This is a genomic window from Glaciimonas sp. OK215, assembly GCF_057787885.1.
Map to the genome: position 1 here is coordinate 4,950,088 of NZ_CM173544.1, position 23,823 is coordinate 4,973,910.

The 23,823-nt window shown below is 52.7% G+C and carries 20 protein-coding genes; 11 read left to right on the top strand and 9 right to left on the bottom strand.

Annotated elements, in window-relative coordinates:
- The first annotated feature begins 21 nt into the window (after positions 1–21).
- Positions 22–999: a glycosyltransferase family 8 protein gene (locus AC3CHX_RS22890; RefSeq protein ID WP_488630280.1), complete on the top strand. Its 978-nt coding sequence runs from the start codon at positions 22–24 to the stop codon at positions 997–999.
- A 74-nt stretch (positions 1,000–1,073) separates the two neighbouring features.
- Positions 1,074–2,120 (top strand): glycosyltransferase family 9 protein, encoded by a 1,047-nt coding sequence (locus AC3CHX_RS22895; protein WP_488630281.1) that lies wholly within the window; start codon positions 1,074–1,076, stop codon positions 2,118–2,120.
- A gap of 24 nt (positions 2,121–2,144) precedes the next feature.
- On the opposite strand, the gene AC3CHX_RS22900 is transcribed toward AC3CHX_RS22895, so the two are convergent.
- The 5 genes from AC3CHX_RS22900 to dnaE form a co-directional block, all read right to left on the bottom strand.
- Complete coding sequence (locus AC3CHX_RS22900) at positions 2,145–3,098, bottom strand: glycosyltransferase family 8 protein (protein ID WP_488630282.1); 954 nt, start codon at positions 3,096–3,098, stop codon at positions 2,145–2,147.
- 13 nt (positions 3,099–3,111) lie between these two features.
- Positions 3,112–4,233 carry a glycosyltransferase family 9 protein gene (locus AC3CHX_RS22905; protein WP_488644905.1) on the bottom strand — a complete coding sequence of 374 codons (1,122 nt, stop codon included), beginning with the start codon at positions 4,231–4,233 and terminating at the stop codon, positions 3,112–3,114.
- A gap of 72 nt (positions 4,234–4,305) precedes the next feature.
- A complete protein-coding gene (msbA, locus tag AC3CHX_RS22910; RefSeq protein WP_488630283.1) occupies positions 4,306–6,063 on the bottom strand; it encodes a lipid A export permease/ATP-binding protein MsbA in 1,758 nt (585 codons plus the stop codon).
- Positions 6,060–7,307, bottom strand: a complete 1,248-nt coding sequence (locus tag AC3CHX_RS22915; RefSeq protein ID WP_488630284.1) for an O-antigen ligase family protein — start codon at positions 7,305–7,307, stop codon at positions 6,060–6,062. The genes msbA and AC3CHX_RS22915 overlap by 4 nt, the downstream gene beginning before the upstream one ends.
- Before the next feature lie 160 nt (positions 7,308–7,467).
- Positions 7,468–10,935: a DNA polymerase III subunit alpha gene (dnaE, locus tag AC3CHX_RS22920; RefSeq protein WP_488630285.1), complete on the bottom strand. Its 3,468-nt coding sequence runs from the start codon at positions 10,933–10,935 to the stop codon at positions 7,468–7,470.
- Positions 10,936–11,053: 118 nt separating this feature from the next.
- Between dnaE and AC3CHX_RS22925 the strand changes: the two genes are divergently transcribed.
- Genes AC3CHX_RS22925 through gluQRS form a run of 3 tightly spaced genes read left to right on the top strand, consistent with a single transcriptional unit; the run spans position 11,054 to position 13,832 of the window.
- On the top strand, positions 11,054–11,944 hold the full coding sequence (locus tag AC3CHX_RS22925) for a sulfurtransferase (protein ID WP_488630286.1): 891 nt from the start codon (positions 11,054–11,056) through the stop codon (positions 11,942–11,944).
- Positions 11,945–11,975: 31 nt separating this feature from the next.
- Complete coding sequence (locus AC3CHX_RS22930) at positions 11,976–12,896, top strand: LysR family transcriptional regulator (RefSeq protein WP_488630287.1); 921 nt, start codon at positions 11,976–11,978, stop codon at positions 12,894–12,896.
- 45 nt (positions 12,897–12,941) lie between these two features.
- Positions 12,942–13,832, top strand: a complete 891-nt coding sequence (gene gluQRS, locus AC3CHX_RS22935; RefSeq protein ID WP_488630288.1) for a tRNA glutamyl-Q(34) synthetase GluQRS — start codon at positions 12,942–12,944, stop codon at positions 13,830–13,832.
- A 123-nt stretch (positions 13,833–13,955) separates the two neighbouring features.
- On the opposite strand, the gene AC3CHX_RS22940 is transcribed toward gluQRS, so the two are convergent.
- The 4 genes from AC3CHX_RS22940 to AC3CHX_RS22955 all read right to left on the bottom strand — a co-directional run bounded on the left by AC3CHX_RS22940 (position 13,956) and on the right by AC3CHX_RS22955 (position 17,736).
- Positions 13,956–15,458: a DEAD/DEAH box helicase gene (locus AC3CHX_RS22940; protein WP_488630289.1), complete on the bottom strand. Its 1,503-nt coding sequence runs from the start codon at positions 15,456–15,458 to the stop codon at positions 13,956–13,958.
- A 269-nt stretch (positions 15,459–15,727) separates the two neighbouring features.
- Positions 15,728–16,753, bottom strand: coding sequence for a tRNA (adenosine(37)-N6)-threonylcarbamoyltransferase complex transferase subunit TsaD (gene tsaD / locus AC3CHX_RS22945; protein WP_488630290.1), 1,026 nt, complete (start codon positions 16,751–16,753; stop codon positions 15,728–15,730).
- 110 nt (positions 16,754–16,863) lie between these two features.
- On the bottom strand, positions 16,864–17,055 hold the full coding sequence (locus tag AC3CHX_RS22950; RefSeq protein ID WP_488630291.1) for a zf-HC2 domain-containing protein: 192 nt from the start codon (positions 17,053–17,055) through the stop codon (positions 16,864–16,866).
- Between the two features lie 111 nt (positions 17,056–17,166).
- A complete protein-coding gene (locus AC3CHX_RS22955; protein WP_488630292.1) occupies positions 17,167–17,736 on the bottom strand; it encodes a sigma-70 family RNA polymerase sigma factor in 570 nt (189 codons plus the stop codon).
- A gap of 179 nt (positions 17,737–17,915) precedes the next feature.
- Here AC3CHX_RS22955 and ybiB point away from each other — a divergent pair, with 179 nt between their 5' ends.
- The 6 genes from ybiB (at position 17,916) to AC3CHX_RS22985 (ending at position 23,815) form a co-directional block, all read left to right on the top strand.
- Positions 17,916–18,932, top strand: a complete 1,017-nt coding sequence (gene ybiB, locus AC3CHX_RS22960; protein ID WP_488630293.1) for a DNA-binding protein YbiB — start codon at positions 17,916–17,918, stop codon at positions 18,930–18,932.
- 206 nt (positions 18,933–19,138) lie between these two features.
- Positions 19,139–20,350 (top strand): cation:proton antiporter, encoded by a 1,212-nt coding sequence (locus tag AC3CHX_RS22965; RefSeq protein WP_488630294.1) that lies wholly within the window; start codon positions 19,139–19,141, stop codon positions 20,348–20,350.
- A gap of 40 nt (positions 20,351–20,390) precedes the next feature.
- Entirely contained in the window at positions 20,391–21,578 is a 1,188-nt protein-coding gene (locus tag AC3CHX_RS22970) for a YbdK family carboxylate-amine ligase (RefSeq protein ID WP_488630295.1), read from the top strand.
- A 45-nt stretch (positions 21,579–21,623) separates the two neighbouring features.
- Positions 21,624–22,820 carry a BaiN/RdsA family NAD(P)/FAD-dependent oxidoreductase gene (locus AC3CHX_RS22975; RefSeq protein ID WP_488630296.1) on the top strand — a complete coding sequence of 399 codons (1,197 nt, stop codon included), beginning with the start codon at positions 21,624–21,626 and terminating at the stop codon, positions 22,818–22,820.
- Positions 22,821–23,042: 222 nt separating this feature from the next.
- The gene (rpsU, locus tag AC3CHX_RS22980) at positions 23,043–23,255 is read left to right on the top strand and encodes a 30S ribosomal protein S21 (protein WP_005665410.1); all 213 of its coding nucleotides are present in this window, start codon (positions 23,043–23,045) and stop codon (positions 23,253–23,255) included.
- A gap of 104 nt (positions 23,256–23,359) precedes the next feature.
- The gene (locus AC3CHX_RS22985) at positions 23,360–23,815 is read left to right on the top strand and encodes a GatB/YqeY domain-containing protein (RefSeq protein WP_488630297.1); all 456 of its coding nucleotides are present in this window, start codon (positions 23,360–23,362) and stop codon (positions 23,813–23,815) included.
- The last annotated feature ends 8 nt before the right edge of the window (positions 23,816–23,823 follow it).

Sequence of the window (23,823 nt, forward strand, 5' to 3'; positions counted from 1 at the left end):
ATGTAAGTTCAGGACAGATAAATGCACACTTCTTTAAATGCTTCTTCTCAAACACCTGAGAAAAAAGAACACAACTCTTTTCATATTGCATTTTGTGTCGATGATCATTATTGCCGCAGCATGGGGGCGACAATCACGTCCATCATTGACAACAATCCAGGCGTTGAATTTACGTTTCACGTATTTGCATTTTCACTTTCCGAGGATAACCGCCAACGCTTCAGTCAGCTGGGAAGCAAGTACGACGTCGCTACGCATATCCACATTATCGATCCCGCGATCTTTCAACCATTCGCGCATATCTCGCAGTTTTCGTACTATTCGCCAACCATATTCACGCGCCTGCTAATCCCGTCCACCTTGCGCGGAATAACCGACAAGGTTCTCTACCTGGATGCGGATATCCTGTGCGTGGGAAGCCTGGCCGAGTTGATTCAAATGGATTTCGGCGATAGCGCGGCGATTGTTGTTCCAGACGCCGATGAAACCACCCGCAGACGCTGTGCAGCCTTGCAATTGTCATCGCAAAAATATTTCAACTCCGGCGTGATGTATATGAACGTCGATCTCTGGGCGTCCAGAGAGATTACCGAGAAGACTATCCATGCCATTCTGGAAAACGGCAAGGATTACAGATTCCCGGATCAGGATGCTCTCAATGTCGTACTGGAGGGACAAGTCCGATTTATCGACAGAAAATGGAATTTCCTGTATGACCTGATCCATGATCTGGAAAAAAACAAAAGACAGATGCGCGCTATCGGCGCTGTCGTCTTCATTCACTTTGCCGGCGCGGTAAAACCCTGGAACAACTGGTGCTTACACGAATCGAGAGACTTGTTCGTCAAGTACCACGCCCTGTCTCCGTGGGCAAATTTGCCGCTGGATGCGGCTCCACGAAACTATAAAGAGATGAGAATGCATTCTCGTTTCCTGATGAAACGAGGGCAAGTGTTTGCCAGCTTCAAGTGGTATATGAAATATCTGGCGGCACGATAACTTCTTTAACTCGTTAAGGGCAATATCCGTGGCGCTATTTTTTGCTTCCACCTCAACTCATTACTCGATGCAAAATGGTATTAAAAAGCTCTCATATATTGATATGTCGTACGGACAACATCGGTGACGTAATACTGACACTACCCATTACGGCTTATCTGAAGCAACGCTTTCCTTCAGTAAAAATAAGTTTCCTATGCCGTGCGTATGCCGCTCCGGTAGTCGAATATTGTCGCACCGTAGATGAAATCATCGCGTTTGAAAGCCTAACTGATCCAGTCGCTTTTTTTGCCAACTCCGATATCGATACTGTCATCTTTGCGCAACCAGACAAGACCCTTGCGATTGCTGCGCACAAGGCTGGGATACCAAATCGGATAGGCAACGTCCACCGAGGCTTGTTCAACTGGCTGCATTGCAACCGCCGGCTACACTTCACAAAAGGTCGTTCGGAAAATCATGAGGCGCAATTCAATTTCAAATACCTGCGCCCACTGGGTATCAATTACCTGCCGGATCGCCATGCGATTCCAGCGCTATACGAATTTGATATCCCGCTCGACCCGTCAATAGACCGTTTGTTGCGCCCGGATCGATTCAATCTGATCATTCATCCGAAATCAAATGGCCATGGCCGGGAATGGCCAATTTCTCACTATGTCGCGCTCGCTCAACTCTTGGGCAAGCATCCGTATATCGCGTTATGGGTAACAGGGAGTGCCCCTGAGGGAAAATGGATCGCAGAACAGGTGCCAGAACTATTGCAGTTGCCTAACGTAACCGACGTCTGCGGAAAATTCACGCTGCGGCAATTGGCATCATTTATCCAGGCCGCCGATGGCTTGATTGCCAGTGGCACCGGGCCATTACATATGTCTGCCGCTTTCGGACAACGAACGATAGGCCTGTTCCCGGGTGCTCGCTCAATGAATCCGGATCGCTGGGGGGCATTAGGTGTTCGGGCTCAGTCGCTGTCTCAGCCAAGAGAATGTCCAGGTTGCAAAACAAAAAATGCGCTGACCTGCGACTGCATGAAAAATATCTCCCCGGACGCCGTGGGAAAAATCGTCTTGACCTGGGTCAACGAAAAATATGTGTCACTCCAGCATGCGAATTTGTAGTGAAGAAATGGCGGGCTTCGACCGCTACGGATAGAATTTATTCACAAGATATTTGAAGTACCAAATCATTCCTTGTCTACGCTGTCCGGTGCGCGTCAGACCTTGCGCATACATTCTCATTTCCTTGTAATTTTTCGGCCCGTACAAAGCCACATTTGCCCAAGGTGACAGCGCCTGATATTTCAAGAAAAGTGCATTCGAAGGGTTACAGCACCAATTGTGCCAAGGCTTTAGCCGTCCGACGAAGTGAATGAATACCGCTTCCTTTGCAATTTTCTTATTGGTCGTGGTTTCACCAAACAGGTCATATATCCAGTTGAATCTTGGGTCGATAAACTTTACCCTGCCGTCCAGGACGATGTTGAGCGCATCCTGGTCAGGAAATGAGAAGCTCTTGTCACTGGCAAGAATTGCCTTTACAGCCTTGTGCCAAATATCATCAGCGGCCCATTTATCGACGTTGATGTAGAGCACGCCTGAATTGAAATATTTTCCGCCTGCAAGATGCAATGCCTCTACCTGCTTTTCAGCGATGCTGCCGACATCGCCCACCACTGCCGCGACACAATCATCCATTTCAACCGCCATCAGCGCCGCCACGTCACCTTGACAGACGATGTCAGCATCCAGATAGAGGACTTTGTCGGTGACGCCCTTTAATGCGCCGGCGATCAGAAGTCGGGTAAATATGGCGGCCGAATATTGGCCGAAATTCGAAAAGTCGGCAAACTCGTCGAAAATCGACTGATCAATTATCTTTACCTGAATAACCGTCAGATATTTGGCTTCAATTTCACGCAATTTACCGGCGTGATCGTCAGATATCGACGGCGTAAAAACATGAAAAACAAACGGCTGATGACGATTATTTTCCAGTACGGAAACAATCGCGACTCCCATCCCCAGAAAATAATTGGCATCTACGCCAAAGGCTACGTGCAACGGCGGACAAATATCGTCCACAACGGATGTACTCATGAAAATTCGCCTATCAGTTTGTGAGTACAGCGGTCACTTGGGCAACAGTGATCGCCTTCACCCAATCACGCCGATTGGATGTGGTAATGACTATGCTGTGTTCCTTGTCGATCGGCGCCCACTCAGGATTTTTCTGACGCATCAAGGCAACAACGGGGACATGCACTGCATTCGCTAAATGCATCACCGCTGTCTCGACTGAAACAATCAGATCGCACTCGTGCAGAATTGCCGGCAACTGGAAGAAATTTTCTTCAGCGCTAAACAGGCGCACCTGTTCCATCGAATACTTGGCGAAAAACTGTTTGGCCCGTACCATTTCTTCCGGCACTACATTGACAATAAAGCGCATTCCGCGCCAGGCTTCGTTCTCATTTATCGCCGCCACCAATTCCACCACGCGTTCCAGCGGCCAGCAGCGCTTTTTGGTCTTGGCATACGGATTGATAAACAGTAGCTTGCCGGATGACGCCGATTTCTGCTGGTCCCGGTCGAAGCCCCATATCCGCAACTGATCTTTAGCCTTGCGTCCCCACTGCTCCGGAATCTCGACAAATGGCAAGCGTGATGACGGCTCGCTGACAATCCCGAACAATTGCTGGAACCACCCGGCGTAGACGTCGCTGATGTGCAATCCCGGTTGCATGCCGCCATCCGGATTCAGCGCAGCGTCCAGCTTACGATACGCCTGGCGCTGTTTGAATGCCAACAAGCCAACCGGCTTTTTCATGCCGGCCACAAAACCGTTCGGCGTAATATCCCGTGCCAGCGTTGCATACATCGGCGGTCTTAACGTCGACAGCGATACGACTAACGGATAATTCTGCTGCTGCGCTTCACTGATCGACTGCTGAAACAGTACCGGGCTATAGGTCTGGTTATAGACTTTTTCGATGAAAGGACATTCAGCCAACCAGTCGTACAGTGCATATTTCTTTAGATGTACCCATTCAGCCGCGTTATTGGTACGACGCACCTCATCCACCCAGATGTGGATTTTGATCTGCGGATAAGCCTCGGAAAATGCTTTAAAACAGTTTTGCAGGTAGGTAAAATCGCCCAAAGCGAGATGAGCAATAAATAATATTTTATCGGCTTTTTCTAATATCTTGCCTGGAACCAGTTGTGTAGCCATCATGCATTCTGAGTTAAGTAGGTGATCGAAGTTGAATAAAGATATTCAACGAACGGGCCAAAACAATCGGCGCTACATGTCGACATTCACTTCATCTTTGGAAAACTGGAGGCGATATAAATTGGCATACGCTCCCTGTTTTTCCAGTAACTCATGGTGTGTGCCAATTTCAACTATCTTGCCAGCGGACAGTACCACGATGCGATTCGCGCGTTCGATGGTCGACAGCCTATGCGCAATGACGAAGGTGGTACGGTCTTGCATCAGCATGTCCAGCGCAGCCTGCACCGCACGTTCCGACTCGCTGTCCAGCGCTGAGGTCGCCTCATCCAAAATCAAGACAGGTGCATCTTTATAGATTGCACGTGCCATTGCCAGGCGCTGACGCTGACCGCCGGACAGACGCGAACCATTGTCACCAATCGGCGTATCCAGACCATCCGGCAAACTCGCGATCATATCCGCAAGATAAGCGGCCTTGGCTGCAGCCTCGATCCGTTCTCGATTCGGGGCACTGTCGCCATAGGCAATGTTTGCAGCGATCGTATCGTTGAACAGGACAACATGCTGACTCACCATCGCGATCTGCTGGCGCAAACTGCTCAGGGCGATATCCTCAATCGGCTCGCCGTCCAACAGGATGCGACCGCCGGTAACCGCATAAAAACCGGGTATCAAATTAACCAATGTAGATTTACCGCCGCCCGACATACCCACAAATGCAATGGTTTCACCGGGCGCTACATGGAGGTTGATATCCTTCAATGCAGGCTTGTCTTGACCTGGATAAGAAAAATTAACGCCGTCAAACGCGATTTTTCCCCGTGCACGCTGATTGAGTTGCTTGCCGGTAGTACGCTCAACCGGACTATCGATTAGCGTGAAAACCGCTTCGGCTGCAGCCATCCCGCGCTGCAAAGGCCCGTTTACCTCCGCTAACTGCTTCAGCGGTGCGAGCAATGCAATCATCGCAGTAAAAAAAGAGATGAAGCCACCCACCGTGATTTGATTATGGCTGGATTGAATCAAGGCCATCATGATCATTACCGACATCGCGCAGGCGGTCATGATTTGGGTCACAGGGACAGTCGCGGCAAAGGTGCTGGTCAGGCGCATGCTGTAGCTTCGCAGATGGTCAGCGCGCGCTTCAAAACGAAGCCGTTCGTAATCCTGTCCACCGAAAATCTTGACGACCTGCTGCGCCCGTGTCGTTTCTTCGATCACCTGCGTCAATTCAGCATTCACGGTAAGCGCGTCTTTATTCAACTTCTTCAAGCGTTTGCCGGTAAGGCGTACCACCAGCATCATCAGCGGCATCAACACAAAAGCCACCAGCGTCAGCGTCCAGCTGATATACAGCATATAGGCCAGTAACCCAAGCACCGTCAGCGTACAGCGCACGATAGACGTAAATAGCTTGGTAATCATTTCGATGATTTGCTGTACTTCGAACATAATTGAATTGATTACGCGCCCGACGGTGTGGGTTGCGTGGAAGTCAATCGGTACGTGCAACATCCGGCTGAACATTTGTCGCCGCAGTGTGTTGAGCACTCTCGTGGAGACCCAATTCATCATGTAAGTGGTTAAAAATGTCGACGCTCCGCGTGCAACAAATGCACCAACCACAGCCACCGGCACCAGCCATAACGGGAAGGAGGGCTTTTCGACAAAACCATGATCCAGCAATACCTTAAAAATATAGGCTACCAATGGCTCCGTCGCTGCCGTCACAGCCATCCCGAAAAAAGCTAACGCCAACCGTTTCTTATACGGTCGATGAAGTATGGCAAGTCGCTTGAAATACGTTGAATACGATGAAACAGTCATGAAGCAATCCGTTGAAGTTCTTCTTTTCGTTTTATGACACACGCAAAAAACGTCGCCACGCTCATACTATAAATCCCACCGGTCGCGTTCCAAAAAAACATCATGTCGGTAAGGCCAAAAATGAAAAATCCGAGACACACCGTCAGCCCCATGGCGGCAGCGGTTCTTAGCTCACGGTCCGGATGGCCAAGTTCTCGGACAAAGTAATATGCCGGGACGAAATAAATCGAAAGTATGCCTAACAATCCAAACGTCCCGAGAATCGCCATATTGAACAATATCTCATTATGCGAGTGTGAAAATGAGGTTGCTGTCGGGCTGATAATCGTGCGAGCAGAGAGAGCCTCCAGGCCGTCACTAAAGTTTTCTCTGCCAACCCCAAAAACCGGATTCGCTTTAAATAATTCCCACGACGCACGCCATAGTTGCAACCTGACTCCCAGCGACGTATCTGCATTTTCACGGTCGACATAAAGCGCAATATCAGATTCCGCATCTGCAAATCTGTTTTGAACGACACTACTAAATGTACCGGCTGCTACCAAGAAAATAAGCACAAGAACCAATACAGTTACGCGATACCGCAAACGAACATTCTTCGCAAAAACAAAGATAGCGGTTATAAAAACCGGGATTGCAATCCAGCTACCTCTGGTTTGCGACAAAATGGTGACATACACCCCCGCCAAGCCAGCCAGAATTTTAAGTCCAACCACCAACTTGGCGCGATGTTCCGTCCAGCCTATCGAAACGATTGCAATTGCCCCGAATAGTAGCGCCATACCGGAAAACGGGACAGTCGCTAGAAACCCCATGTTCGATGGGCGATCCATGCCACCGTCGGTAAGCAGGTAAGCTTTTGCCAGCGCAGCGAATACCCCCACAATAAAGGCCCACTGTATTTTTTTTAAGTAGTTCAGAGGCACTGCCAGAATAATCCACAGAACAGGTGTAAATAGCGCAATACGGAATGCCGTATCGTAATATTTGACCGCAAATTGCCCGCTTGAGAATTGATTCAAGAACACCGCGATGACCAGCGAAACCATCGCCAGATGGAGTAGCCAATAATCTTTCAGCAATTGTCTGAAGCTTATCTGCATAGGCTTATAACGAAACGCAGCGGCGATGATGCTAAACATCAGCAACAGGAAAAGACAGACATTCCCGGCGTTATGCAACGCCAGTGATAGTGCCGGAAAAAGCAGAATGGCAATAAACACGGGCCATTTGTAATAAGACAAATTCGTACTCCAAAATGCGCGCAAAAATATACTGCGCATGTGTTCATGCTGATCTTGATCAGCGACACGTACAATCAATTACCGGGATTAGAAGCGAGCCCTCGCGTTACGCAAACAATTTCGCGAAGGCCGGTGATTATGGGCTATGTACCAATGCACTTTAGTACTCGACAACGACTGCCTCCCTGCCGAATCTCGCCACCAGAGACAACTGCAGCCCGTCGTTAGGTGAAACCCGCCACGCATCGCCAAACAATATCTCGCATCCGATCTCGTCACCGGTATAGCGCACCGTCAACGGCAGGCCGGTTTCAGAACGATGCGATGACAACATTTCTTTAAGTTCCGCGGCAGCAATCTGATGTTTAGATGCGGTGAGCGACAACACAAACTGCCGCCCATAATGAATCCGCGCGGTAGCGATATCCATCACTTTTTCTGCAGACACGCGTAACCCGCCGTTAAAGCGATCCTCCGACACTTTGCCCTGCACTACCAGAAACTCGTCTTCCTTGAAGAAGGCTTTATTCGGTTCGAATTGCTCGTTGTAGACAGTTACATCTACCGTGGCGCTGCCATCATCCAACGTGACAATGATCATTTTTCCACGCTGTGTCATCTGAGTGCGCAAGCCCGAGATGATCCCCGCCAAAGTGCGTGGTTCGCGCGATGGCTCCAGATTGCCTAGCGGCGTCCGGGCAAAACGGCGCGCTTCGGGAGCGTAGGCGTGAAATAAATGGCCCGACAGATAAAATCCAAGCGCAGATTTTTCTTCAGTGAGTTTCTGCTTATCGGTCCATGGTGCCGCCTTCACGTATTCCGGTGCCTGTTCCAGGTCGCTGTCGTCGCCGCCGAACAAGCTGACCTGGTTAGCCGCTGCCAGTTTTTGATCGGCGGCTTCCATCGCCAGTGGAACTGATGCCAGCAAGATGCCGCGATCGACTTTGAAGCAATCGAATGCACCAGCCCGTATCAAGGATTCGATGGTGCGGCGGTTAATCTGGCGTTTGTCGACGCGGACACAAAAATCGAACAAATCAACGAAAGGCTTTTCTTTGCGTGCGGCGACGATGGCCTCGATGGCGTTTTGGCCGGACCCCTTGACCGCGCCCAGGCCATAACGGATAAAGGCCGCCTTTTTGCCGGGTTCGGCCTCTGGCGTAAAGCGATATTCCGACAGGTTGATGTCCGGCGGCAGCAAAGTCAGTTTGCAGACGTCCAACGCATCTTCGACCAGAATCTTGACCTTTTCGGTGTCATCCATCGCCAGCGACAAGTTGGCGGCCATGAAAGCGGCCGGATGATGCGCTTTTAAATAGGCGGTGTGATACGACAACAAGGCGTAGGCCGCAGCGTGAGATTTGTTGAAGCCGTAGCCAGCGAATTTTTCCATCAAATCGAAAATTTCGTCGGCTTTGGCCTCGCTCAACCCATCCTTGGCCGCACCGTCGCGGAAAATCTGACGGTGTTCCGCCATCTCTTCCGCTTTTTTCTTACCCATTGCACGTCGCAGCAAATCCGCGCCGCCGAGCGAGTAACCGCCGACCACCTGCGCCATCTGCATCACCTGCTCCTGATACACCATGATGCCGTATGTTTCGGACAAAATTCCTTCGGTACGCGGATCGGGATAATCGAAACGTTCGCCGTGTTTACGTTTGCAGAAATCAGGAATCAGGTCCATCGGACCCGGACGATACAGCGCAACCAGCGCGATAATATCTTCGAAGCGATCGGGACGCGCATCTTTCAACATGCCTTGCATGCCGCGGCTTTCCAGCTGAAATACGGCGACCGTTTTGGCCGCGGTCAGCAACTGATACGACGCCCTGTCATTCAGAGGCAATTTTTCCAGGCTGAAATCCGCCAGCGCCGGATCGAGTTGCTTGATGTAACGCACGGCGCGATCAAGAATGGTCAGTGTGGTCAAACCCAAAAAGTCGAACTTGACCAGGCCGACCGCTTCGACGTCGTCCTTATCGTATTGCGATACCACCCCGGCATCGCCGCCTTGTGTATACAGCGGGCAAAAATCGGTCAACTTTCCCGGGGCGATCAACACGCCACCGGCATGCATGCCAATGTTGCGGGCGATTCCTTCGACTTGCTGCGCCAGATTCAATAATTGCTTGACCTCTTCTTCGTTCTCCAGTCGCTCAGCCAGCATCGGCTCTTCCTGGATCGCATCGGCAATCGTCACATGCTTGCCCGGCTTGAACGGAATCAGCTTGGAAATGCCGTCACAGAAGTTATAGCCAAAATCGAGCACCCGGCCGACGTCGCGAATCGCGCCTTTGGCCGCCATGGTGCCGAACGTGGCAATCTGCGACACCGCTTCCTTGCCGTACAAATCCTTGACGTGTTGAATCACACGGTCGCGGCCTTCCTGGCAAAAGTCGATATCGAAGTCGGGCATCGAGACCCGCTCAGGATTCAGGAAACGTTCGAACAGCAGGTTGTAACGCAGCGGATCAAGATCGGTAATTTGAAGCGAATACGCCACCAGCGAACCCGCACCGGATCCCCGCCCCGGTCCGACCGGCACGCCATTCTCCTTGGCCCAGCGAATAAATTCCGCAACGATCAGAAAGTAACCGGGGAAACCCATCTTGATGATCGTGTCGGTTTCAAACTTCAACCGATCCTGATACCGCTGACGATTCTGTTCGCGCTTGTCCGCATCGGGGAACAGATGCAGCAGGCGCAGCTCCAGCCCGTCTTTCGACTGTTGCACCAGGAAATCACCAATGGTCATGCCCTCCGGCGTCGGGAAATCCGGCAGCTGTGGCTTACCAAGTTGCAGCGACAAATTACAACGCTTGGCGATTTCGACCGAATTTTGTAATGCCGCCGGCATGTCGGCAAACAACTCGGCCATTTCGGCCTGGGTTTTGAAGCATTGCTGATCATTGAAGCGGCGCACGCGCCGTGCATTCGCCAGCATTTCGCCTTCGGAAATACAAGTGCGGGCCTCGTGCGCGATAAATTCGCCTTTGTCGAGAAACTGCACCGGATGGGTTGCCACTACCGGCAATTGCAACTCTGCGGCCAGCGCCACCGCGTGGCGTACGTGCGGCTCCATATTCGGCTGGTCGGCACGCTGCACTTCGATATAAAAATTATCGGGAAAAATTTCCATCCAGCGCTCGGCACAACGTTTAGCCGCTGCCAGATTCCCGTTATCAATGGCGCTGCCAACGTCACCAAAATGCGCGCCGGACAACGCAATCAGGCCGTTGCCGCTGCTTTGCTGCTGCAGATCAGCTAACCACTCGGCGCGAATTTCCGCGCGGCCGCGATGCAGGTTTTCCAGCCATGCCTTGGACAACAATTCACATAGCTGCAAATAGCCGGCACGACTCTTGACCAGCAACAGCAAACGCGACGGTTTGTCGCGCTCGTCATTATTGGTGATCCAGACGTCGCAGCCAACGATCGGCTTGATCCCTTTGCTGCGCGCAGCCTTATAAAACTTGACCATACCGAACAGGTTGGCGAGATCGGAGATACCGAGTGCCGCCTGCTGATCCTTGGCAGCGGCTTTGACTACGTCATCGATGCGGACCAAGCCATCAACAATCGAATATTCGGAATGCAGGCGGAGATGTGTAAATTGCGGTGTCGTCATGGGCCGTATTTTACCTCGGCACCCGGTCCTGAACCGGCATTCCTGCCGCAAATCTCGTGGAAAACCCCGCTCGAGTTTATAATACTGTCAAATCAATGACTTACAGAGAAACCAGCTTATGTCGTCCGCGCCTACCTACGTCAACATTGCCGCTTATAAATTTATCACTTTCAACGATACTGCAGAGAAACGCGCAGAATTTCTTGCAACGTGTAACCAACACCAACTAAAAGGGACGATTTTACTCAGCCCGGAAGGCATCAACCTGTTTCTGGCAGGCTTCCGTGAGAACATCGACCAGTTTTTGGCCTGGTTGCGCGCTGATGAGCGCTTTTCCGATCTGGAAGTAAAGGAAAGCTACTCCGAAAAGCAGCCGTTTACGCGCATGCTGGTGAAACTGAAGGCGGAAATCATCACGATGAAGCACCCGCTGATCAAACCTGAACTGGGTCGCGCTCCTTCGGTCGCACCTAAAACCCTGAAGCGCTGGCTGGACCAGGGTCATGACGACAACGGACGTCCGGTGGTCATGATGGATACGCGCAATGGTTTTGAGGTCGATGTCGGCAGCTTCGACAACACCATTGATTACCGTATCGACAAGTTTAGCGAGTTCCCGAAAGTGATTGCCGCCCACAAGGATGCGTTGGCAGACAAAACAGTCGTCACCTTCTGTACCGGAGGCATACGCTGCGAAAAAGCCGCAATTCATATGCAGGAGATCGGCTTTGACAGCGTCTATCAACTGGACGGCGGCATTCTCAAGTATTTTGAAGAGTGCGGCGGCGCGCACTATAACGGCGATTGCTTTGTATTCGACTATCGGACTGCACTCAATCCACAGTTGCAGGAAACGGCAACGGTGCAATGCTTTGCCTGCCGCGCCGTGGTGACGCCGCGTGAACAATTATCGACGGAATATGTTGCCGGAAAATCCTGCCCACACTGTCTGCCCGAGCAAGTATCGAAGGAAAATACTTCCACGCAACAAGCAACCGCTACGCACTAATTCGACCGGCGCGGCGCGCGCAAATCAATCTATGAATTTGACGCTGGAAGCATTGCAAATCCTCGATACCATCGATCGCAAAGGCAGCTTTGCCGCTGCCGCCATCGAGCTGGACCGGGTGCCGTCGGCGCTCACTTACAGCGTCCGCAAACTGGAAGAAGACCTCGATGTGCTGCTGTTTGATCGTCGCGGTCACCGCGCCAAGCTGACCAGCGCCGGCGTCGAATTGCTGACCGAGGGCCGTCATTTGCTGCAAGCGGCGCAAGAACTTGAGCGCCGGGTCAAACGTACCGCGACCGGCTGGGAAGTTGAGCTACGCATCGTTGTCGACAGCATCGTTCCATTTGAAGCACTGCTGCCGCTGGTTGCCGCCTTTGACCGCGAAAATGCCGGCACACGCTTGCGCATTTCGCATGAAGCCCTGTCCGGCGTATGGGAAGCCTTGATGAGCGATCGCGCCGACCTGGTAATTGGCGCGCCGCACGACGGCCCCGACCGCATCCGCATGAGCGGCGGCTTCCAGACGCGCCAGTTGGGCACCATCGATTGGGTCTTTGCGGTAGCGCCGCAACATCCCCTGGCATCGGTAGAAGAGCCGTTGAGCGCCGCCATGATTCAGCAATATCGGGCGATTGCGGTCGGCGATACAGGCCGCGTCCTGCCCAGCATCACTTCCGGCTTGCTAACCGGACAAGATACCTTGACGGTGCCGTCGATGCCCGCCAAGTTGCAAGCCCAACTGAACGGACTCGGCTGCGGTCACTTGCCAAGGCGCCTGGCCGCACCCTATTTTGCATCCGGCGCATTGATCGAAAAAGAAACGCTGGAAGCCAAACCCGGCGTCAAATCGCAAATCGCATGGCGCACCCCGGTCCTGGGTAAATCCCTTAAATGGTTTATCAACCAATTGAATGACCCTGCTACTCTTCACAGCTTGCTTGGATCGCCTTAGTTGAGGTCAAATAACGGTTGCTACCTTTTACGCAGTTACCCAACAATGTCTAGCCCAACGCATTACATCGGACGTTTCGCCCCATCCCCAACCGGACCACTGCATGACGGCTCGCTGGTCGCGGCGATGGCAAGTTATCTGGATGCCAAAGTACATCAAGGTGATTGGCTGGTGCGGATGGAAGACGTCGATGAGGCGCGCACGGCGCCAGGCGCGGCCGAGGCGATCTTAAACGCGCTGACGACTCTGCAGATGCATTGGGATGGCAAGGTGGAATTTCAAAGTCAGCGCGGCAATCTGTATCAGGCCGCGTTCGATAAACTCGGGCGACTAGCCTATCCTTGCGGCTGTACGCGGCGCGAAATCGTCGACTCACAAATCGGTGTGGCCGCAGATGGCGCAGCAGTGTACCCCGGCACTTGCCGCGATGGACTGGCGGTCGGCAAACCGACTCGCTCCTATCGATTGCGCGTACCGGATGTCGGGCAGCCCGATGAACTCATACGCTTTGAGGATAGATGGCAAGGACCGGTGCAGCAGCATCTGGCGACAGAAGCCGGCGATTTTGTGTTGAAACGAGCGGATGGATTTTGGGCGTATCAGCTGGCGGTGGTGGTCGACGATGCGGATCAGGGTGTCACGCATGTGGTGCGAGGAGCCGACCTTCTGGACTCCACCGCAAGACAGATTTATCTGCAACGGCGACTCCAGCTGACGACACCTGCTTACTTGCATGTTCCCGTCATCACCAACGCCGATGGCGACAAACTATCCAAGCAAAATGGCGCGCAAGCGCTGGATTTGACGCAAGCACATCAAGCCCTGATTAAAGCAGCGTGGTTCCTGGGATTGGACATTGGCCAGGTGGCTTCGGTCGCCGGATTCTGGCCGCTCGCCATTGCCGCATGGGCCAGTCAGAGAATGGCGCCGCATTGAATTATAAGCATGCCGGGCAGTGCCGATATGCGCTGCAACAGCGCCTCGCATACACCGACGCTGAACCGCAGCCAATGGCCGGTTGGCCAGTGAGTTGACCAAACCGGGCCGGCAAGCACTTCCTTAGCGCTTTGGCATGCCGCCCAATAAAGCGGCAACCTTCACTTTGGACTTGGGCGCGACAGCGGCAGATTGCAGTTTCTGCGTGCTCTCGACAGGCGACATTGCCGGCTCGTAAGGTTTCAGAAACCACGGATCTATTTTTTCCTTGCGCAGCGGCATTGAAGTGTAAGCGCTGCGAGTATGATGGCTGCTGCGATCGTACGACCCCGAACGCGTGTCAGTGCGGGCATTGCCGCGCGGCTCAGCGTCATCACGACGCGGCGAACGCTCACGCTCCGACGCCCGTGGCTTCGGTACAAAGCCCACCAGCTCGGCACGTACGAACTTGTGCTTGATCATTTTTTCGATATCGACCAACAGCCGTTCATCTTTTTCGGTGTACAGCGAAATTGCATCGCCAGAGGCGCCAGCGCGGCCGGTACGGCCAATACGATGGACGTAATCCTCCGCGTTGTAAGGCAAATCGAAGTTAATCACGCATGGCAACTCGGCGATATCCAGACCGCGGGCGGCGACATCGGTCGCTACCAGGACTTCAATCTCGCCTTGCTTGAAGGCTTCGAGCGCGGCCATCCGTTCGTTCTGGGTCTTGTCGCCATGAATCGCAGAGGCATTCACGCCTTCATTCTCCAAATGCCGCGCCAAACGTGAGGCGCCGATCTTGGTGTTCGAAAAAACGATTACCTGTTTCAGATTGCGCTCGCGAATGATATGCGACACCGCGTCCGGCTTGGTCTGGTCATCGACCCGGTACATGATTTGCGTGACATTGTCAGCCGTCGCGTTACTGCGCGCGACTTCGATCGTGACCGGATTTTTGAGGAAGCTGGCTGCGAGCTTTTTGATCTCGGGAGAGAACGTTGCCGAGAACATCAGGCTTTGACGCTCTTTCGGCAGCAAGTTGATAATGCGCTGCAAATCAGGCAGAAAGCCCATGTCAAGCATGCGGTCAGCCTCGTCCATCACCAGAATCTGGGTCTGCGACAGGCTGACGGTTTTCTGCTGCACATGATCCAGCAGGCGCCCTGGCGTGGCGATCACAATTTCGATGCCGGAACGCAATGCCGCGGTCTGCGGTGCCATATCGATACCGCCAAAGACCACAGTAGCGCGCAGCGCAGTATGACGCGAATAAGCTTTGACGTTTTCAGCGACCTGATCGGCCAACTCACGCGTCGGCGTCAAAATCAGGGCGCGTACCGGATGGCGCGCGGGTGACGCGCTGGTGTTTGCCTGTGCCAGTAGCAACTGAATAATCGGCAACGCAAAACCAGCCGTTTTACCGGTACCGGTTTGCGCCGCACCCATGACGTCGCGACCTTGCAAAACGATAGGGATTGCTTGCGCCTGAATCGGCGTCGGATTGACGTAACCCTGATCGTTGAGTGCTCGCAAGATGTCTGGAGACAACCCGAAATCTGCAAAACGAATGGATGGCGCCGCTGCTTGTGCATCGGACGCGGGGATTTTCTCTTGTTGCTGTTCAGACTGAATGTCAGGCATGGTAATTGGCGGCCTTCCGCGCTATATCGTTAAAGATATATAAATACAGACGCGGCATTAACGAATTTACATTCGTCTAAAGGCACTATTGCTTTCAATGAATTCGTGAATTTCGTGTCAACTCTTGCATCGTGCAACGGTTCTTCGAACAACCGTTTGACCGTATCCGAGTTGCTTCGACATGGGTAGCATGACTGTCGTTAGAACAGCACACTTTTGCATTACAGTCCAGCATTATACGCCTTGCCGGAACTTTTCCTCATGCCAGTTCAGATACCTAGCTGATCCAGCGGCCAGCGCGGTCGCACATTGAACGCATAGTTTCGCTGCGCCGCCTCCGGCCTGAGCTGCAAACGCAAGGCGCCGGCAAACGCAATCATTGCGCCATTGTCGGTACAAAACTCCAGTTCGGGGTAATACACCTTAAAGCGACGCTTCGCGGCGGCGGCATTCAACGCGCTTCGCAATTGCTGGTTGGCACCGACGCCACCCGCGATCACCAAGCGTTTCAGGCCGGTCTGTTTTAATGCAGCCAGACATTTGGCGACCAAAACCTCCACCAACGCATCAACAAAAGCACGCGCGATGTTGGCTTTATCCTGTTCGCAAATATTTACCGTTTGTTTCTTTACCAAGGTTAGCACCGCTGTTTTGAGGCCGGAAAAACTGAAATCCAGATTCTTGGAATGCAACATCGGCCTCGGCAATTGATAAACCGCTGGATCGCCAAACTCCGCCAGGCGCGAAATTGCCGGTCCACCGGGATAGCCTAGACCGAGCAATTTGGCCGATTTGTCAAACGCCTCGCCAGCGGCATCATCCAACGTTTCACCCAGCAACATATATTGGCCAACACCATCCACCCGCATCAATTGCGTATGACCGCCGGACACCAACAGAGCCACAAACGGAAAAGTCGGCGGGTCGCTCGCCAGCAGCGGTGACAAAAGATGACCTTCCAGATGGTGTACGCCCAGCATGGGTTTATCTAACGCCAGGCCCAGACCGCAGGCAACCGATGCCCCGACCAGCAGAGCACCGGCCAGTCCCGGCCCCTGTGTGTAGGCGATGGCGTCGATAGCGCCAGGATCAACGTTTCCTTCCGCCAATACTTGTTGCAATAACGGAATCGCACGGCGGATGTGATCGCGCGATGCGAGCTCCGGTACTACGCCGCCGTATTGTTCGTGCATCGCGACTTGCGAGTGCAGTGCGTGAGATAGCAAACCACGCTGCGTGTCGTATAACGCAATGCCGGTTTCATCACAGGAAGATTCAACGCCGAGAACAATCATGATAAGAATGAATTTTTACAATGCCGCATTGTAATTGAAAGCGTCCGCAGACTTTGCGGGCGCAAATTCGGCAGGCATGGAATTACTGGGCCGGTTTACCGGAACCGTACTTAATCCTTACCTAAGCGCCGCATGGCATCGCGCAAGAAATGGATTTGGCTCGAAAAGCGGGTGCACGCCGTGCATGTCCACAGATGTACCCGCACGCGCACACGATGCAGCGGCGAAAGCGTGCGGTCCTGCGCTTCAGACAGCAGGCTCTGGGTTTCCCTGCAGGTAGGAAATAAACGGTTGCGTGGCATGGATAAATTGTAGGGCTAAGAGATGATGGGTAGTAGTCGTGGGAATGCCGGAAAAATTACACTGGAGTTATATTTAATGTATTTTTAACCAATACATTCATTACTCCACATTTAGCCGGGCCGTGTACCAAACCAGTTCATTTGCAGACATTCACGCAAACGCGTACGTGCCCGATAAAGCAGCACCCAGGCGTTGGCGCTGGTGATATCAAGTTCCTTGCATATCGCGTCAGTGTCCAGTTCCAGCCACTCTCGCATCATAAAAATGCGACCGGTCTTGGCTGGCAACTTATCGATGCATAGTTGCAAAATATCAAAAAACTCCTTGCGCTCAAGCGTCTGATGCGGATTACCCCAGTCGGGCATCGTCTCAACCGCATGACCTTGACTGGTGAATAATGTGTCAATCATCTCGGCATCGCCACGATCGTCATAGGCATCCTCTGTCAGTTGCACTTCGCGTTTGCCGCGACGCAACTGGTCGATCAGCTTATGTTTGAGTATGCCAATAACATAAGTTTTAAAGGAGGATTGCTGCTGAAATCGTTCTGGATGCTCCATTACAGCAACGATGGTTTCCGATACAGCATCTTCTGCCAGGCTGGTATTGCGCAACTGCAACTGCGCGAATCGCAGCAATTGCGGACGCAGCACCTCAAGATCGCGAGGGTCAAATGCCATATTTAATCCAGAAAGATAACGCTATGATGCGCGCTATGATGCGCAGAAAGCTCGCCAACAGCGATTGCTTGTCGGGGGATTCTACCTGACTGCGATCGACCGAATCCATCAGTGCAGTAAAATTCGAACAAGTCCGCCACTAACCTTCGCCCAATTCTACTATTGCCATAAATGTAACCATGCAAAATATATCATCCGCAGCCCCGTTCGCAGCAGCCCGCTTCATCAAGGTAATTGGTCGCGGGAAAGACGGCGCACGCGCTCTTTCCCGCTCGGATGCGCAAGATTTGTATGCCGCGATGCTGGATGGACGGGTGTCCGATCTGGAGATGGGTGGAATTCTGCTGGCCATGCGGATCAAGGGAGAATCGGTCGATGAGATCGCTGGATTTCTCGACGCCGCCGAAGCTTCTTTCACGCCATTGCTGACATCAGTCGATGCGAACCACCCAGTCGGATCGTCGATTTACGCCCCGGTGGTTATTCCCAGTTACAACGGCTCACGCCACATGCCCAATCTGACGCCACTGCTGGCATTGCTGCTGGCACGCGAGGGCGTACCGATATTAGTGCATGGCGTACTCACCGACCCTGGCCGGGTCACCAGCGCAGAAATCTTTGCAGCGCTTGGTCATACCCACTCCACCAGCGTCGAGCAGGCTACGCAGCGCTTCGAACAGCGCCAACCTGCTTTCATGCCGATCGCAGCGCTGGCACCAAAGATGTCGCGTTTGCTGGAAATGCGCCGGATTTTGGGGGTGCGCAATTCAACCCACACTCTGGTCAAAATTATGCAACCGTTCAGCGTTCCGGCGCTACGCCTGACCTCCTACACGCACCCGGAATATCTGACCATGCTGAGCACGTATTTCACGACCACGGCGGCAGCCGAACGTGGCGACGTGTTCCTGATGCGCGGCACAGAAGGCGAAGCCGTAGCGAATGCGAAAAGAGCGCAGCAGATAGACTGGTTCCATGCAGGCGCACAGACCACGCTGGTGACCAAACAAAACATCGCCGAAGAAATCCCGGCGCTGCCTGAGGAGCGTGATGCGAGCGTGACCGCGCGCTGGATAGCACAAGTTTTAAAGGGTCACATCGCGATACCCAAACCGATTTCAGAACAGGTCGCGCACTGCATGGAGGTTTGCAAAATGCTTAAGCTGCGGCAAAATCCAGCCCATCTTCGCAATTAAAAATAATACTTACGTGGAACTAAATCAGCCGCAAGCTGACAAATCACCAACATGCAATTTAGCGCTTGCGTGTACTATCAACGAGATGGTGCTATCAACACTCGGTATCAATCCGGAATAAATCTGCGTTAACTTTTTATTCGGTTTTTATTCTCAACCAGCTTCTTGCACCGCAAGATCAGTAAAACCAACCTCCAGGAGAATCCATGGATTGGGCTCTTCCGTCCTTTGCCCTAGCCGAGCCGATACAGTGGAATGCGCTGTTATTGTTTGGCAGCTTGCTGCTATTCGGGTTGGTGGGCGGCTATATCGTTACCAAAACTGCTTGGATTCCGCGCATCACTGGCTATTTGCTCGTGGGTTTCATACTCGGCGTCGGCGGCCTCGATCTGCTATCCGGCGACGTTCTCAAGCTGGCAAATATTTTTGCTGATATTGCGGTCGCCCTGGTCGTGTATCAACTCGGGCGCTATGTCGACATCGGCTGGCTGCGGCGCGAGAAATGGTTGCTGGCTACGGTGCTGTTGAGCTCTGCACTATGCTTTGCGTTTGTGAGCGGCGCACTGATCTGGACAGGCGCGTCAAAGGTATTGGCATTGTTAGGCGGCGTCCTTGCCATCGCCACCGCTCCGGCAGTCATCATGGTGGTGGTGCGTGACCTTAAGGCGGAAGGTCAGGTGACGCGGCGCCTGGCAGCAATGACCGCGCTGAACAATTTTGTTGCAATACTGGTTGCCTATGCACTATTGCCTGTGATTGCACACGAAGGCACGACGCCATTCACTACACTGTTGGCGCATACCTTGTACTCACTGGCGGGATCGCTGCTGCTGGCCTATGTGACCTATCGCTTGATGATACCGCTGGCGCGCTTGCTAGGTCGCCAACCAAGCAGCCAGTTCGTACTGGTCATTGCGGTCATCACACTGGCCATCGGTGCCGCACATGCCCTGCAGTTGCCGGTGTTGCTGACAATGTTGATCTTCGCAATCATGTCGAAGAACCTTGATCATCAATACGACTTGATGGAATTGGAATTCGGCGTCGCCAATGAGTTGTTCATCGTCATACTATTCGTCACTGTCGGCGCCTCCATCCGCTTCGCGGACCTGTCTATGGTCGGCGCCTCGGTCATAGTGTTGATCGGTGCGCGCTTCCTGGCGATGACCTGCGGGGTATTTAGCTTTGCCCGCTTTGCCAGAATGAAATGGAAGCAGGCCGCATTGATCGCCTTAGGCACATTACCGATGACGGAAGCAGGACTGGGCTTGATGCAGACCATCTCCTATCTTTATCCGCACACCACTGCAGACGTCCTGCCGTTGCTGGCCGGCTGTCTGATCGTGTTGGAATTATTCGGTCCGATAGCGACGCAATTTGCGTTGATTAAATCGGGCGAGAGTGGACGCGAAGGTTAAACAATTGTTGGCCAGCATACAGGCCAACGGAGGAAATCACATGACTGAAAGCGACTCTCCAGGCACGCAGGAAAGCGTGGAAATCTTGCCGTTTACCTCTTCGACACCTTTTACAATGGGAATCGAACTGGAGCTACAACTGGTCAATCGGCGCAATTACAATCTGGCCAGCGATGCCGTCGATCTGCTGACCTGGATCGAGCCGCGCGACCTGCAAAAACAAATCAAGCTGGAAATGACGCAGGGCATGATCGAGCTCAATTCCGACATCCATACTCGCGTCGACACCCTGATTGAAGAACTGAAAGGCTTGCGTGCTGCACTCAACAAGGGTGCGCAATATTTAAACATCGACGTTTCCGGTGGTGGGGCCCATCCGTTCCAGCACTGGAACGAGCAGCGCATTACGCCAAGTGAACGCTTTAACCACTTGCATGAAAAATATGGTTATCTGGCCAAGACTTTCACGGTATTCGGCCAGCATATTCACATAGGCGTGCCGAATGGCGACGATGCGTTGTACCTGACCCATGCCTTTTCACGCTTTGTCCCGCATTTCATTGCGCTGTCGGCCGCATCACCGTTTTATCAAGGTGCGGACACCCAGTTTGAATCATCACGTAGCAATGTGGTGCGTGCGTTTCCACTATCGGGCACAGCGCCAGTCATGCACCGCTGGCCCGATTTTGAAACTTATTACAACGATTTGCTCCAAATGGGCATCATCGGCAGCATGAAAGATTTCTATTGGGATATTCGACCGAAACCGGAATATGGCACCGTCGAAATTCGCGTTTGCGATACCCCGCTAACCATAGAGCATGCGGCCCATTTGGGCTGCTACGCACAATTGCTGGCACGCTGGATATTGACTGAACGACCATTCGTGGTCGGCGATGATTTTTATCTGTTGTATCAATTCAATCGCTTTGAAGCCAGTCGCTACGGCTTGAACGGTTCTTACGCAATCCATGGCGATACCCTGGCGACCTCATCCAAGCAACCGATTTTTGAGCATTTGCTGACACGCTTGCACGATCTGGAGCGCTACACGCAAAACGACGCCGAGCGATTAACACTCAAACGTCTGCGTAACATGGCACACGAACGTCTGAGCGACGCCAAGTGGCTGCGGAAAACTTTTACGCAGCGTGGCTCATTAAATGACATGATGCGGCTGTCCTCGGAATTATGGATGGGGCAAGAGCCTCCGCCCTACTTTCAATAATTTTCAAAATCTGAATATACGTAACGTATAAGTAACGGCTAAGTAATGGCAAAACAATTCGATGTCGCCGTAATCGGCGCTGGTGCCGCTGGCATGATGTGTGCCGCAGTCGCCGGTCAACGTGGCAAAAAAGTAGTCCTGATAGATCACGCCACCAAGCTGGCAGAAAAGATTCGCATTTCCGGCGGCGGTCGCTGCAACTTCACGAATGCCACTGCCGGCCCGCAACATTATCTTTCGCAGAATCCGCATTTTTGCAAAAGCGCGCTATCACGGTACAGCCCACAAGATTTTATTGGCTTGGTAAAACGTTACCGGATCGGCTATCACGAGAAGCACAAAGGACAACTATTTTGCGACGACTCCGCCGAGCAGATTATCGCCATGCTGAAAGCCGAGTGCGATCTCGGCAACGTTAGCTGGCGCATGCCGTGCAATGTGGCGGGTATCGGTAAAGAAGGCGATTTGTTCCGGATTGATACTGGTGCCGGAGAAATATTGGCAAGTAACGTCGTGATAGCCACCGGCGGGTTATCCATCCCGAAGATCGGTGCCACCGACTTCGCCTATCGCATCGCGCGCCAATTTGATTTAAAACTGATTGAGCCACGCCCCGGTTTAGTCCCGTTAACGTTCGATGCTGCCGGCTGGCAACCATTTTTACCGCTGGCTGGAATTGCCTTACCTGTCGAAGTCGAGGCTGGGGAGAAAAAATCGCGCGGCTATTTCAAAGAAGATTTGCTGTTCACCCATCGCGGCTTGTCCGGGCCGGCCATTCTACAAATTTCCAGCTTTTGGCAATCCAGCGCGCCACTTAGCCTGAATCTATTGCCGGAAATTGATGTCACCGAAACCCTGATCGAGGGTAAAGCCTCCATCAAGAAGAATTTCGGCAATTTATTTTCGCAATGGTTACCCAGTCGACTGGCACTGGGCTTGCTTGAAGCGAATGGGATTGATCCGGCCACACGCGTCGCCGACACCCCGGATCGGCTGCTGCGAAAACTGGGTGACGCCATCAACCGCTGGGCCATCGTTCCCAACGGCTCCGAAGGCTACCGCAAAGCCGAGGTCACCCTGGGAGGCGTCGACACACGCGAATTGTCGCAACAAAGCATGATGGTCAACAAAGTCCCTGGCCTGCACTTTATTGGCGAGGCAGTCGACGTCACCGGCTGGCTGGGAGGATATAACTTCCAATGGGCATGGGCCTCGGCGACCGCAGCAGGTCTGTCTTTTTAATTTTGTACAGATCTATTGGCCAAACAGGATGAACAAAGACGCATTCTGACAGCAGAACGCACCGCGCGGCTCGGCGATCGCAGACGCAAAATGACATTAACCCGCCGTGAAATGTGGCTTATTTGCACCAAGTTTTCGTCCAGAGCAATTACAGCACTTCCATTTGTGGTTTCCGCCTGCTATAATCGCCCTCTTCCCAATTTAACAATGGTTTGAATTTACATGACCACAATTCGTCTTAAAGAAAACGAGCCGTTCGAAGTCGCAATGCGTCGCTTCAAGCGCACCATCGAAAAAACAGGTCTGCTGACCGAGTTGCGCGCGCGCGAGTTTTACGAGAAGCCGACAGCTGAACGTAAGCGTAAGCTAGCAGCTGCAGTGAAGCGTCATTACAAACGCATCCGCAGCCAGCAATTGCCGAAAAAGCTGTACTGATTCTTCACCGCACTGGTTGCGGTGGACAGACAAGAATTACAAACCCGCTCCGGTGTTGCTCCGCAGCGGGTTTTGCCATTTATTGATTTCATCTGGAGAGTCACATGGGTCTTAAAGAGCAAATTACCGAAGACATGAAGGCCGCAATGCGTGCCAAAGAGACAGCGAAACTTAACACGATTCGCCTGATCACCGCCGCAATGAAGCAAAAGGAAGTCGATGAACGCATTGAGTTAACCGATACACTGGTCCTTGCCATCATTGAAAAAATGATCAAGCAACGCAAGGATTCGATAACGCAGTTTGAAGCAGGGAACCGCCAGGACCTGGCCGATATCGAAAAAGCTGAACTGGTAATTCTTGCCGCCTACATGCCAGCCGGATTATCCGAAACAGAAATCCGGGCAGAAGTTGCCGCCGCCGTGAGCGCCAGTGGGGCCACTGGCCCGCAAGACATGGGCAAGGTAATGGCCATACTAAAACCGCAATTGGCAGGAAGAGCTGACATGACAGCGGTATCGGCACTTGTCAAAGTTGCCTTAACCGCAAGCGCGAACTAATAGCGCAA

Coding starts and splice junctions, on each gene's coding strand:
- AC3CHX_RS22970 (WP_488630295.1), top strand. CDS start 20,391: ATGACTGAAAGCGACTCTCCAGGCACGCAGGAAAGCGTGGAAATCTTG.
- AC3CHX_RS22905 (WP_488644905.1), bottom strand. CDS start 4,233: ATGGCTACACAACTGGTTCCAGGCAAGATATTAGAAAAAGCCGATAAA.
- AC3CHX_RS22940 (WP_488630289.1), bottom strand. CDS start 15,458: ATGCCTGACATTCAGTCTGAACAGCAACAAGAGAAAATCCCCGCGTCC.
- AC3CHX_RS22895 (WP_488630281.1), top strand. CDS start 1,074: ATGGTATTAAAAAGCTCTCATATATTGATATGTCGTACGGACAACATC.
- AC3CHX_RS22985 (WP_488630297.1), top strand. CDS start 23,360: ATGGGTCTTAAAGAGCAAATTACCGAAGACATGAAGGCCGCAATGCGT.
- AC3CHX_RS22955 (WP_488630292.1), bottom strand. CDS start 17,736: ATGGCATTTGACCCTCGCGATCTTGAGGTGCTGCGTCCGCAATTGCTG.
- tsaD (WP_488630290.1), bottom strand. CDS start 16,753: ATGATTGTTCTCGGCGTTGAATCTTCCTGTGATGAAACCGGCATTGCG.
- AC3CHX_RS22930 (WP_488630287.1), top strand. CDS start 11,976: ATGAATTTGACGCTGGAAGCATTGCAAATCCTCGATACCATCGATCGC.
- AC3CHX_RS22900 (WP_488630282.1), bottom strand. CDS start 3,098: ATGAGTACATCCGTTGTGGACGATATTTGTCCGCCGTTGCACGTAGCC.
- dnaE (WP_488630285.1), bottom strand. CDS start 10,935: ATGACGACACCGCAATTTACACATCTCCGCCTGCATTCCGAATATTCG.
- AC3CHX_RS22950 (WP_488630291.1), bottom strand. CDS start 17,055: ATGCCACGCAACCGTTTATTTCCTACCTGCAGGGAAACCCAGAGCCTG.
- ybiB (WP_488630293.1), top strand. CDS start 17,916: ATGCAAAATATATCATCCGCAGCCCCGTTCGCAGCAGCCCGCTTCATC.
- rpsU (WP_005665410.1), top strand. CDS start 23,043: ATGACCACAATTCGTCTTAAAGAAAACGAGCCGTTCGAAGTCGCAATG.
- AC3CHX_RS22965 (WP_488630294.1), top strand. CDS start 19,139: ATGGATTGGGCTCTTCCGTCCTTTGCCCTAGCCGAGCCGATACAGTGG.
- AC3CHX_RS22975 (WP_488630296.1), top strand. CDS start 21,624: ATGGCAAAACAATTCGATGTCGCCGTAATCGGCGCTGGTGCCGCTGGC.
- AC3CHX_RS22925 (WP_488630286.1), top strand. CDS start 11,054: ATGTCGTCCGCGCCTACCTACGTCAACATTGCCGCTTATAAATTTATC.
- gluQRS (WP_488630288.1), top strand. CDS start 12,942: ATGTCTAGCCCAACGCATTACATCGGACGTTTCGCCCCATCCCCAACC.
- msbA (WP_488630283.1), bottom strand. CDS start 6,063: ATGACTGTTTCATCGTATTCAACGTATTTCAAGCGACTTGCCATACTT.
- AC3CHX_RS22890 (WP_488630280.1), top strand. CDS start 22: ATGCACACTTCTTTAAATGCTTCTTCTCAAACACCTGAGAAAAAAGAA.